Raw genomic sequence first — 11278 nt, 5'->3', positions numbered from 1 at the left:
GCACCCCGCACGCACCGCAGCGCCCCGTGCGACCGGGGTCGCGCGGGGCGCTGCGGCGGGGTCGGGGCGCGCTCAGGCGGCGACGACGACCGGGACGATCATCGGCCGGCGGCGGTGCGTCTGGGACACCCAGGTGCCCACGGTGCGCCGGACGATCTGCTGCAGCTGGTAGACGTCGACCGGGCCCGTCGAGGCCTCGTTGAGGGCGTTCTCCACCCGCTTCTTCACCCCGGCGAAGCGGTCCTCGCCCTCGCCGATGAAACCGCGGGCGTTGAACTCGGGCCCGGAGACGACCTTGCCGGTGACGGAGTCGACCGCGACGAAGATGGAGATGAACCCCTCCTCGCCGAGGATGCGGCGGTCCTTGAGGTCGGCCTCGGTGATCTCGCCGACGCTGGAGCCGTCGACGTAGACGTAGCCGACGGGCACGGCGCCGGTGATGCCGGCCTTGCCGTCGACGAGGTCGACGACCACGCCGTCCTCGGCGATGACCACGCGCTCGCGCGGGATGCCCGTCTTCACCGCCAGGTCGGCGTTGGCGATGAGGTGGCGGTACTCCCCGTGCACCGGCATGACGTTGCGGGGCTTGAGGATGTTGTAGCAGTAGAGCAGCTCCCCGGCGCTGGCGTGGCCGGAGACGTGGATCTTCGCGCTCTGCTGGTGCACGACCGTCGCGCCCAGGCGCACGAGGCCGTTGACCACCCGGAACACCGCGTTCTCGTTGCCGGGGATCAGCGAGCTGGCGAGGATGACGGTGTCGCCGCTGTCGATGGCGATGCGGTGGTCGCGGTTGGCCATCCGGCTCAGCGCCGCCATGGGCTCGCCCTGCGAGCCGGTGCACATGAGCACGACCCGGTCGTCGGGCAGGTCCTCGACCTGCTTCATGTCGATGAGGACGTTCTTGGGCACCTGCAGGTAGCCCAGGTCGGCGGCGATCCCCATGTTGCGCACCATCGAGCGGCCCACCAGGGCCACCTTGCGCCCGTGGGCGTCGGCGGCGTTGAGGACCTGCTGCACGCGGTGCACGTGGCTGGAGAAGGAGGCGACGATGATGCGCCGCTCGGCGCGGCCGAACAGCTGCTCCAGCACCGGGCCGATCTCGCGCTCGGGGGAGGTGAAGCCGGGGACCTCGGCGTTGGTGGAGTCGACGCAGAACAGGTCCACGCCCTCGTCGCCCAGGCGCGCGAAGGCGTTGAGGTCGGTGATGCGGTTGTCCAGCGGCAGCTGGTCCATCTTGAAGTCGCCGGTGTGCAGCACCAGCCCGGCGTCGGTGCGGATGGCGACCGCCAGCGCGTCCGGGATGGAGTGGTTCACCGCGATGAACTCGCACTCGAACGGGCCGAGCTGCTCCACCTGCCCCTCGCGCACGCCGAGGGTGTAGGGCTTGATGCGGTGCTCCTTGAGCTTGGCCTCGACGAGGGCGAGGGTCAGCTGGGAGCCGAGCAGGGGGATGTCCGGGCGACGGCGCAGCAGGTAGGGCACGGCGCCGATGTGGTCCTCGTGCCCGTGCGTGAGCACCAGCGCCACGACGTCGTCGAGGCGGTCGGCGATGGGGCCGAAGTCGGGGAGGATCAGGTCCACCCCCGGCTGGTGCTCCTCGGGGAAGAGCACGCCGCAGTCGACGATCAGCAGCTTGCCGCGGTGCTCGAACACCGTCATGTTGCGCCCGACCTCGCCGAGCCCGCCGAGCCCGAAGACGCGCAGGGCGCCGTCGGGCAGCGGGGGCGGGCTGGACAGCTCGGGGTGCGGGTGGCTCATGCGGCTCCTCCTGCGGCCTGGGCGGCCGCGACCGTGGGACGTGGTTCGGCGTGCGTGGGGGTGGCGGGCAGCAGCCCGGCCAGGGCGAGGTCGGCGGCGACGGCGCCGACCTCCTCGTCGGTGGCCGCCAGCAGGGGCGCGCGCACGGAGCGCCCGTCGAGGGCACCGGTGAGCTGCAGCGCGGCCTTGACGGCCACGACGCCCTGCGTGCGGGTCATGATCCCGCGCACCGCGGGCAGCAGGCGGGTGTGGAGCCGGCGGGCGGTGAGCAGGTCGCCGGCGTCGACGGCGGCCACGAGGCGGGCGTACTCGCGGCCCGCGACGTGGCTGACGACGGAGACGATCCCGCTCGCGCCGAGGGTGAGCAGCGGCAGGTTGAGCGCGTCCTCGCCGGAGTACCAGGCCAGGTCCGTGCGGGCCAGCACCCACGAGGTCGCGTGCAGGTCGCCCTTGGCGTCCTTGACCGCGACGACGCGCTCGTGCTCGGCGACGCGCACGAGGGTCTCCACCTCGAGGGGCACGCCCGAGCGGCCGGGGATGTCGTAGAGCATCACCGGCAGCGCCGTGGCGTCGGCGACCGTGCGGAAGTGATGCAGCAGCGCGTCCTGCGGGGGCTTGCTGTAGTAGGGCGTCACCACCAGCAGCCCGTGCGCGCCGGCCTTCTCGGCCGCGCGGGCCAGCTCGAGCGTGTGCGCGGTGTCGTTGGTGCCGACGCCCGCGAGGACGTGCGCGCGAGCGCCCACGGCCTCCAGCACCGCGCGCAGCAGCCGGTCCTTCTCCTCGTCGGAGGTGGTCGGCGACTCGCCGGTGGTGCCGCTGACGACGAGCCCGTCGTGGCCCTCGTCGACCAGGCGCTCGGCCAGGGCGGCGGCGGCGTCGAGGTCGAGGGTGCCCGCGGGGCCGAAGGGGGTGACCATCGCGGACAGCACCGACCCGAAGGGACGTGGTGGCTGCGCGGCGGTGGCGGTGGGCATGGAGCGAGGTTACCGCCGCGCGGACCGCGCTCGACGGCACACGGGTGGCGCGGGGTGGCGCGGGGTGGCGCGGACGTGAGGGGACCCGGTCGCTGCCCGCTCGGGGGTCCGGGCAGCGACCGGGTCCCGGGGAGTGCATCGCCCGCGGTCCCCGCGGCGTTACAACCCCCGCCGCGCCTGCCGCCGCCGCGGGCTCACGCGCCGTGCGGGGCCCGCTCGAGGACCTCCACCCGCACGCCGCCGGCGACGGGGCTCATGCGCACCTGCGACAGCAGCGCCACGACGGCGTCGGCCTCCAGCGGGCCCTCGGGGTGGGTGGTGCGCACGGCCAGCGTCGCGCAGCCCGCGGCGCGGGCGGCGGCCAGGCCCGCGGGGGCGTCCTCGACGACGAGGCAGTCGGCGGGGTCGACGCCCAGGCGCCGCGCGCCGAGCTGGAAGCACTCGGGGTCCGGCTTGCCGCGGCTGACGTCGTCGAAGGTGACCAGCTGCGGCGGCGTCGGCAGGTCCGCGGCGCCCATCCGGGCGGCCGCCAGCGGCGCCGAGCAGGAGGTGACGACGGCCCAGCGGTCGGCGGGCAGGCCCGCCAGCAGGTCCGGCACCCCGGGCAGCTGCACGACGTCGTCGACGTCGGCGACCTCCAGCTCGGCGATGCGGGCGGCGGCCTGCTCGGCGCGCTCGGCGCCCACGAGGTCGGCGGCGATCTCGGGCGCGGGACGCCCGTGCCCGGCGGCCGCCGCGAGCTGCTCGGCGGTGACGCCGTGCTCGAGCGCCCAGGTGGTCCAGCAGCGCGCGATGGCGGCGGTGGAGTCGACGAGGGTGCCGTCCATGTCGAAGAGGACGGCGGCGTACACGGCGCTGGACTGCTCCTGCAGGGTCACCCGGGCACCCTACGAGCAGCGTCCGTGCCAGGCTGGCCCCGCACCGGTCGGGGGGCCGGGACGATCCGCGGAGGGGGACCATGGCGCAGCTGCGCACGTCGATCGCGACGGTCAGCCTGGCCGGCACGCTGCCCGAGAAGCTGCGGGCGGCCGCGGCCGCCGGCTTCGACGCGGTGGAGGTGTTCGAGCCGGACCTGCTCTCGTGCCCGCTGACCCCGGCGCAGGTGCGCGAGCTGGCCGCCGGGAGCGGGCTGGAGGTGTCGCTGTTCCAGCCGTTCCGCGACCCCGACGACGTCGACCCCGCCGCGGTGCGCCGCACGGTGCACCGCCTGCACCGCAAGTGCGAGGTGGCGCGCGAGCTGGGCACGGACCTGCTGCTGGTGTGCTCCTCGGTGCACCCGGGGGCCGTGCGCGAGGACGGCCGGCTCGCGGAGCAGCTGCGGGCGCTGGCCGACGTCGCCGCCGGGCACGGGGTGCGCCTGGCCTACGAGGCGCTCGCGTGGGGGGCGCACGTGCGCGACTACCGCCACGCGGCGCGCGTGGTGGCGGCCGCCGACCACCCCGCGCTGGGCAACGGCGTGGACTCCTTCCACGTGCTCTCCCGCGGTGACGACCCGGCCGACATCGCCCTGATCGGCGCGGAGAAGCTGTTCTTCTACCAGGTGGCCGACGCGCCGCGGCTGCCGATGGACGTCCTGCCGCTGAGCCGGCACCACCGCTGCTTCCCCGGCCAGGGGGGCCTGGACCTGGCGGGCTTCCACAGCGCCGTCCTGGCCAGCGGGTACTCCGGCCCGGTGTCGCTGGAGGTCTTCAACGACCTGTTCCGCCAGGCCGACCCCGCGGCGACGGCCGTGGACGGGATGCGCTCGCTGCGCCACCTGGCCGAGCTCACCACCCCCGGCGCGCTGCCGGCCGCGCCCCGGCCCAGCGGCTGGGCGTTCGCGGAGGTGTCGGCGGCGCCGGGACCGGCCGGCGACGTCGAGCGGCTGCTGCGGGCGCTGGGGTTCTCCCGCACCGGCGTCCACCGGCGCGGGGACGTCGACCTGTGGAGCAGCGGCGGGGTGCGCATCGTGCTGAACCGCCGGCGCCCGGACGTGCGGGCGCAGCTGTCCTCGCTGGGGTTGCGCACCTCCGCGCCGCACGCGCTGGCCGAGCGGGCGCGCGAACTGCTCGCCCCGCTCGTGCACCGGCCGGTCGGCCCGGGCGAGGCCGACATCCCCTCGCTGGTGGCCCCGGACGGGACCTGGGTGCAGTTCTGCGAGGACACCCCCACCGGCGGCTGGCTGGACGACTTCGTGGCGGTGGCGGAGGATCCGCCTGCGCCGCGAGGCGGATCGATGGTGGAGATCGACCACGTGGCGCTCCCCCAGCCGTTCGCGGGGTTCGACACCGCCTCGCTGTTCCTCACCGCGGTGCTCGGCCTGCGCGGGCACGAGGTCGTCGAGGTGGCGGCCCCGGACGGCCTGGTGCGCAGCCGCGCGCACACCAGCGAGGACTCCTCCATCCGGATCGCGCTGAACGTCGGGCCGACCGCCGCGCAGCTGCGGGGGCGACCGCTGACCTCCGGGCACGTCGCCTTCCGCACCGCGGACGCCGTCGGTGCGGCGCGGGCCTTCCGCCGCGCCGGCGGGGAACCGCTGGCGGTCCCGGCGAACTACTACGCCGACCTGGAGGCCCGCCACGGCCTGGACCCGGAGTTCCTCGCGACGCTGGCCGAGCTGGACCTGCTCTACGACCGCGACGAGCACGGCGAGCTGCTGCAGTTCTTCACGCGGTCGGTGAGCCGGGAGCTCTTCGTGGAGGTCCTCGAGCGGCGGGGTGGCTACCGGGGTTTCGGCGTGGTCAACACGCCCGTCCGGCTGGCGGCGCAGCGCCGCACGCCCGAGGCGCAGGAGGCGGCCTCCGAGGCGTGAGACCCGCCGCGCGCCTCAGGGCAGCAGGACGATCCGGCCCTGGGGGTGGGGGCCCTCGGCCATGGCGAAGGCGTCCTGCACCCGCTCCAGCGGGAACGTGCCCGCGATCGGCACGTGCAGGCGCCCGTCGGCGACGAGGCCGGCGAGCTCGGTGAGGACCTCGGAGCGGTCGCCGGGAGCGCAGCGCGCGGCCCGGCCGAACTCCAGGTCCGCCTCCCAGCCCACGGTGGCCACGCACCGGGACTCCTGGGCGCCCAGGGCCGAGGCGATCGCCTCGACCTCGGTGCCGGTGGTGTCCACGACGACGTCGACGCGGGCGGTGCGGCGGCGCACCGCCGCGGCGAGGTCGGCCGGCGACGCCGCCGCGACGGCGTCCGCGCCGTGGGCGTGCAGCCAGTCGTGGTGCGCGGCCTCGGCGACGCCGATCACCTCGGCCCCGCACAACCGCGCCAGCTGCACCACGAGGGTGCCGACGTCGGAGCTGGCGCCGAGCACCACGACGACGTCGCCGTCGGCGACCCGCACGGCGTCCACGCACGCGTAGGCGGTGAGGCCGGCCACGGCCAGGGCGCCCGCGACCTCCCAGCTCAGCCCGGCGGGCTTGGCGACGACGGCCTCCTCGGTCACGACGACGCTCTCCGCGTGCCCGGCGCCCTCCGGGCTCCAGCCGAGGACCTCCTCGCCCACGGCCACGCGCTGGGCACCGGGGCCGACGGCGGTGACCACCCCCGCGAACTCGGAGCCGGTGCTCGCCGGGAAGGCCATGGGGTACAGCTGCGCGAGGGCTCCCTCGCGGGCCGCGGACTCCCCCGCGGTGATGCCGCTGGCGCGCACCGTCACGCGCACCTCACCGGGGCCGGGGTCGCGCTGGGGCACGTCGACGACGCGCAGCACGTCCGGCCCGCCCCAGCGGTCGAAGCGCACCAGTCTGCCCACCCGAGCCTCCCGATCCCCGCCGTCGTCCGCCGTGTGGGGCGCAGCCTGTCCTGGATGGGCGCCGCGGGCAAGCCCGGGCGCCTCCCCGGGACGGGAGCGCCCTCAGGCCGGCTCGCGCAGGTAGGCCGTGAGCAGGTCCGCGCAGGCCGCGATCGCACCGCGGTGCACGCACACGCGCGCGCCCGCGTGCACGCCGGCGTCGAGGTCGCCGGCCGGATCGGTCCACAGCGCGCCCAGCACGCCCTCGAGCTCCCGGCCGCACGGGCCGTGGGTGGCGAGCAGCTCCTGCAGCAGCCCCACGTCCAGCGGGGAGTCGCGCTCGGTGTCCACGGCTCCACACCCACCGCGTGCGGGTCCGCACCGCTCCCCCGAGACTCGGGGCGGACGCCGGAGCGCGGCACGGGACCGCGGCCCCGGACCGCGACCCCCGAGGAGGCACCGCCGTGCAGATCGGCTACAAGCTCGCCACCGAGGCCTTCGGGCCGAAGGAGATCATCCGGCAGGCCGTCGCGGCGGAGGAGGCCGGCTACGACTTCGTCGAGATGAGCGACCACTTCCACCCCTGGCTGGACGTGCAGGGGCACTCGGGGTTCACCTGGAGCCTGCTGGCGGCCATCGCCGCCAAGACCGAGCGGATCGGCCTGGTGACGGGCGTGACGTGCCCGTCGGTGCGCTACCACCCGGCGATCATCGCCCAGGCCGCGGCGACCCTGGCGATCGTCTCCGACGGCCGGTTCACCCTCGGCGTCGGCGCCGGGGAGCGGCTCAACGAGCACGTCGTCGGCCGCGGCTTCCCCGGTGTGGCCGAGCGCCACGAGCGCTTCCGCGAGGCGCTGGAGATCATCCACCTGCTGTGGCGGGGCGGGTACCGCAGCTACGAGGGCAAGCACCTGCGGCTGGAGGACGCCCGGGTGTTCGACCTGCCGCAGGAGCTGCCCGTCGTCGCCGTCGCCGCCAGCGGGAAGGCCTCGGCGAGGATCGCCGCCGACCTCGGCAGCGGGTTGTTCGCCACCGAGCCCAAGGGCGCGATGGTGCAGGCGTGGAAGGGCTTCGGCGGCTCCGGCCCGGCCTACGCGGAGGTCCCGATGGCCTGGGCGCCGGACGAGGGCTCGGCGGTCGCGGCGGTGCTGGAGAAGAGCCGCTGGGCGGTCACCGGCTGGAAGGTCATGTCCGAGCTGCCGAACCCGGCGAACTTCGACGCCGCGACGCGGACGGTGGGCGCGGAGCACGTTCGGGCGCAGTTCGCGGTCGGCCCGGACCTGGCGGCGTACCTGCCGGTGGCCCAGCAGTACGTCGACGCCGGGTTCGACCACCTGGTGACCCAGAACGCCGGCCCCGACCCGGACGGGTTCCTCGACTTCGCCGCCACGCGGCTCGTCGCCGCGCTGCGGGAGCTGACGCCCTCGGCGTGAGCGGGGCGCCGCGACCCGTCCGCGGGCGCGGCGGGGCGCCCCGCCCGCCGGCGCAGCCGGGCGCTCACCACGAGGAGGTCCAGCAGCGCCAGCACCGCCAGGGCGAGCAGCACCCAGCCCGGGGCGCTCGAGCCGCCGGGCGGGGGGTCCGCCCGCAGCCACAGCGCACCCAGCACCGCGCAGACGACGAGCCCGAAGGCCGCCAGCACCAGGCGCAGGCGCAGCGGTGAGCGGGCCGTGCGCGGTTCGGTGCCGGTGCGCCCGCGCGGCTGACCGGCCTGCACCCGCAGGCCGTCCTGCTCGGCCGGCCGGTTCGCTCGTGCCCCGCGGGGTCCTCCTGCTGCCATGCCCCGCAGGTACCCGCGCGGGGCGCGGCTCACACGCGCTCCGCGCCCTCCGCGCCCGTCAGCGCGGCGGACCGGCGTCCCCAGCGGCGGCGGCGCGGCAGGACCGGCACGGCGGTCGCAGCGGCGACGGCGGCCTCCGGCGCGGACGCCGCGCCCGGCTCGGTGGGCGTCCCGGTCACCGGCCGCCGCCAGGCACCGGCGCCCCAGGCGCCGATCCACACGGACGCCACGGCGATGACGACGGCACCGACGAGGTCGAGCAGGTAGTGCCAGCCGAAGTAGATGGTGGCCACCGCGGTGAGGGCGACGTAGCACCACATCGCGATCCGCAGCGGCTTCCACAGGCGCATCGCCTGGGCCACCAGCGCCGCCGTCAGGACGATCGAGACGTGCAGCGAGGCGAACGCCGCGATGCCGTGGATGCGGTCGGTGCCGAAGGGGTCGGCGAGCACGATGACCCGCGAGGTCATCAGGCTCTCCTGCAGCGCGGAGACCTCCGTGTCGGGCAGGTCCGCGTACGCGGCGGGGTCGGCGTAGATCGGGCCCAGCGCCGGCAGCAGGTAGTAGGACGCGGTGCCCAGCGCCCAGTTCAGGCACAGCGCGCTCACGTACCAGTAGCCGCGTCGCGGGTCGGGCGCCCACACCAGGGCGAACACCAGCGACACGGGGACGAAGAAGAGGAAGAACACGTACACGGCGGAGAGCACCTCCGCCGACACCGTCGTCCCCAGCAGCTCGTGCAGCAGCGGGGCCGGCCCGGTCCACGAGCCCGGCAGCAGGTCGTCGTCCATGCGCAGCAGCGCGGCGTCGTGCAGCTCCGGGCGCAGGAACGGCAGGTAGCTCTTGAGGTTCCGGTACCCCACGTAGGTGACGTAGAACGTCAGCAGCCCCGCGGCGACGTACCCCAGCCGCGCGGCGGTCAGCCGTTCGCGCACCGCTCCGGCCACGGCCGGGCGCGCCGGCAGGCCGGCGGCGCGGGCGGCGCGCGCCCGCAGCACGGCGCGCGGCAGCAGGTCCACGACGAGGAAGAGCAGCACCAGCGCCGGCAGGCGCACGTAGCTCGGCCCCAGGAACCCGTCCGGGTCGCGCAGCCGGATGCCGAGGTCGGCGGAGGCGGCGACGGCGAGGCCGCCGGTGAGGAGCGCCACCGCGAGGGAGACGCCGATCAGCGCCATCGGCCGCCCGGCGCGTGCGGGAGCCGCCGCTGCGGAGTTCACCGAGCGCTGGTCGTGCTTCAACCTCATGGACACCCCGTGGTGACGTCGATGTGCTAGGCCGGGTGTTGGACTTCGGCGCATCGTGCCACGAACCGCACGCCGGGACGAGCCACGGGCCCCCGGACGGCCCGGCGTGTCAGCGGCGCAGCGCCCACAGGTGGTAGGCGCACCCGGCGCCCGTCCCCCGCGCGACGTGCGCGAGGCGGTACCCCGCCGCCACCGCGCGCTCGTGCACGGCGGCGTCGGTCGGGTAGCCGGCCCGGAACTCCCGCGGCGAGCGGCTGACGAGCACCAGGACGTCCGGCCGGCGCTCCAGCACCTCCTCGGCGCGCCGCTGCGGCGGCAGCGGCCCGGTCTCCTGCAGCAGCGGGTCGTTGAGCAGGAACATGTCCACGGCCGTGCGCCCGGCCCGGGCCGGGACCAGCCCGGCGTCGGAGACCCCGTACGTCGTGCTCGCCGGCGTGGTGCGCAACCAGGCGGCGGCCTCCGCGCGGGCGCCCGCCTTGCACGCCGTGTAGCGCTGCTGCCAGCCGTCCACGCGCTCGGCCCCTCCCCCGGGGGCCAGCAGCGCGGCGGCCGCCACGGCGACGGCCAGCAGCACCGCCGCCGGCTGCTGCGCGCGCCGCGGCAGGAGCAGGGCCGGCCGCACGAGGGCGAGGCCGGCCAGCAGGGCCAGCACCGGCCAGGCCGGCAGCAGGAAGCGGCTGAAGGCGTTGGCGCTGTCGAGGGTGCCGACGGACCCCGCGGCGTGCACCAGCGGCGGCACGAGCAGCAGCCGCGCGCGCCCGCGCACCAGGAGGGCGCCCAGCAGCGCCGGGACCACGACGACGGCGCTCTGGTCGAGGAACTTCTCCAGGACGTCGAACGGCGCCCCCGTCCCCGCCTTGTAGAGCACCGAGTTCGGCAGCAGGTGGCCGTAGACGCTCCACCGCAGCGCCTCCAGCGCCAGCTGGGCCGCGCACGGCAGGCCCACCAGCCACAGCAGGCGGCGCAGCGCCCCCGGGCGCGGCCGGCGGCGGCGCACCAGCGCGAGCACCGTGGTCAGCTCGCTGAGGCCGACGACCGCCGCGACGACGAGCAGCCCCTCGGGGCGCCACCACGGCAGCGTGGCGAAGGCGGCCGCCGCCACCGGCGCCCGGCCGCCGTCCGGGCGGGCCAGCTGGAGCACCCCGGCCGTCAGCAGCGCCGCGACCGGCAGCGTCTCCAGCCCCCCGACCGCCCAGGCGGCGAACGGCGCGCTCGCGGCGGTGAGCAGCGCCCCCGCCGCGGCCGCGCCCCGGCCGAGCACGGCGCGCCCGCCCAGGCCCACGAGCAGCACGCACGCCACGCCCCCGGCGACCCCGAGGACCTGCGCCGTGCGCAGCGCCGAGCCGCCGAGGGCGACCACGAGCGCCTCCAGCAGCACCAGCAGCGGGTTGCTCGCGCCCTCGACGACCGGGCCGTCGGGGTTCCACACCCACCCCGCCCCGGCGGCGAGGTTCTCGGCGTAGCGCACGGTGATCCACGAGTCGTCGGTCACGAAGCCGCGCAGCCGCCAGGCCAGCAGCAGGTGCACGAGCACGGCCGCCGCGACGACGGCGCCGGCCCAGCCGGCCCGGTCCACCGCTCGCGGGCGGGGCGCGCGGACCACCCGCACGGGGCTCCCGGTGCCGGGGGCGGTCCCCGGCGCGTCCCCCGCCTCGCCGGCGGGCGCGGCCAGGGGTGCTCGGCGCGCTGGCACGGCGCTCCCTCCTGTCGACGGCGCCGGGCGGCGCCGGGCGCCGATGCTGCCACGGGCCCCCGGCACCGGCCACAGCGCCGCGCGGCCCGCGCGGCGCGGCAGTTCCGCCGGGCGGCGTGGTGG

The 11278-nt window shown here is 76.6% G+C and carries 9 protein-coding genes and 1 pseudogene; 2 read left to right on the top strand and 8 right to left on the bottom strand.

The features are described from left to right. Nucleotides 1–72: 72 nt before the first annotated feature. The 3 genes from GTQ99_RS13280 to GTQ99_RS13270 all read right to left on the bottom strand — a co-directional run bounded on the left by GTQ99_RS13280 (nucleotide 73) and on the right by GTQ99_RS13270 (nucleotide 3610). Nucleotides 73–1758 carry a ribonuclease J gene (locus tag GTQ99_RS13280; RefSeq protein WP_166616214.1) on the bottom strand — a complete coding sequence of 562 codons (1686 nt, stop codon included), beginning with the start codon at nucleotides 1756–1758 and terminating at the stop codon, nucleotides 73–75. Further along, nucleotides 1755–2732, bottom strand: coding sequence for a 4-hydroxy-tetrahydrodipicolinate synthase (dapA, locus tag GTQ99_RS13275; protein WP_166616213.1), 978 nt, complete (start codon nucleotides 2730–2732; stop codon nucleotides 1755–1757). Before dapA ends, GTQ99_RS13280 begins: the two co-directional genes overlap by 4 nt. A gap of 194 nt (nucleotides 2733–2926) precedes the next feature. Continuing rightward, entirely contained in the window at nucleotides 2927–3610 is a 684-nt protein-coding gene (locus tag GTQ99_RS13270) for an HAD-IA family hydrolase (RefSeq protein WP_338074969.1), read from the bottom strand. Between the two features lie 80 nt (nucleotides 3611–3690). Between GTQ99_RS13270 and GTQ99_RS13265 the strand changes: the two genes are divergently transcribed. Next, nucleotides 3691–5523: a bifunctional sugar phosphate isomerase/epimerase/4-hydroxyphenylpyruvate dioxygenase family protein gene (locus GTQ99_RS13265; RefSeq protein WP_166616212.1), complete on the top strand. Its 1833-nt coding sequence runs from the start codon at nucleotides 3691–3693 to the stop codon at nucleotides 5521–5523. Nucleotides 5524–5538: 15 nt separating this feature from the next. On the opposite strand, the gene GTQ99_RS13260 is transcribed toward GTQ99_RS13265, so the two are convergent. Then, on the bottom strand, nucleotides 5539–6459 hold the full coding sequence (locus GTQ99_RS13260) for a zinc-binding dehydrogenase (RefSeq protein ID WP_166616211.1): 921 nt from the start codon (nucleotides 6457–6459) through the stop codon (nucleotides 5539–5541). Nucleotides 6460–6561: 102 nt separating this feature from the next. Continuing rightward, nucleotides 6562–6789 carry a hypothetical protein gene (locus tag GTQ99_RS13255; protein WP_166616210.1) on the bottom strand — a complete coding sequence of 76 codons (228 nt, stop codon included), beginning with the start codon at nucleotides 6787–6789 and terminating at the stop codon, nucleotides 6562–6564. 113 nt (nucleotides 6790–6902) lie between these two features. On the opposite strand from GTQ99_RS13255, the gene GTQ99_RS13250 reads away from it, so the two are divergent. Then, nucleotides 6903–7871 carry a TIGR03557 family F420-dependent LLM class oxidoreductase gene (locus GTQ99_RS13250; protein ID WP_166616209.1) on the top strand — a complete coding sequence of 323 codons (969 nt, stop codon included), beginning with the start codon at nucleotides 6903–6905 and terminating at the stop codon, nucleotides 7869–7871. A gap of 107 nt (nucleotides 7872–7978) precedes the next feature. Here the strand turns inward: GTQ99_RS13250 and GTQ99_RS27560 are convergent. The 3 genes and pseudogenes from GTQ99_RS27560 to GTQ99_RS13240 all read right to left on the bottom strand — a co-directional run. Beyond that, a pseudogene (locus GTQ99_RS27560) lies at nucleotides 7979–8218 on the bottom strand (DUF6343 family protein); the annotation flags it as partial. Between the two features lie 29 nt (nucleotides 8219–8247). After that, a complete protein-coding gene (locus GTQ99_RS13245; RefSeq protein WP_166616208.1) occupies nucleotides 8248–9462 on the bottom strand; it encodes a phosphatase PAP2 family protein in 1215 nt (404 codons plus the stop codon). Between the two features lie 109 nt (nucleotides 9463–9571). Beyond that, nucleotides 9572–11278, bottom strand: a 1707-nt coding sequence (locus GTQ99_RS13240; RefSeq protein WP_205707422.1) for a hypothetical protein, incomplete at its 5' end; no start/stop codon positions are given.

This window comes from Kineococcus vitellinus, assembly GCF_009906315.1.
GTDB classification, from domain to species: domain Bacteria; phylum Actinomycetota; class Actinomycetes; order Actinomycetales; family Kineococcaceae; genus Kineococcus; species Kineococcus vitellinus.
The sequence above is the reverse complement of the archived record's forward strand: the minus strand, read 5'-3'. Positions and strand labels throughout refer to the sequence as shown.

What these genes read in the sequence shown, in the direction of transcription:
- GTQ99_RS13280 (WP_166616214.1), bottom strand. Translation starts at nt 1,758, where the DNA reads ATGAGCCACCCGCACCCCGAGCTGTCCAGCCCGCCCCCGCTGCCCGAC.
- dapA (WP_166616213.1), bottom strand. Translation starts at nt 2,732, where the DNA reads ATGCCCACCGCCACCGCCGCGCAGCCACCACGTCCCTTCGGGTCGGTG.
- GTQ99_RS13265 (WP_166616212.1), top strand. Translation starts at nt 3,691, where the DNA reads ATGGCGCAGCTGCGCACGTCGATCGCGACGGTCAGCCTGGCCGGCACG.
- GTQ99_RS13245 (WP_166616208.1), bottom strand. Translation starts at nt 9,462, where the DNA reads ATGAGGTTGAAGCACGACCAGCGCTCGGTGAACTCCGCAGCGGCGGCT.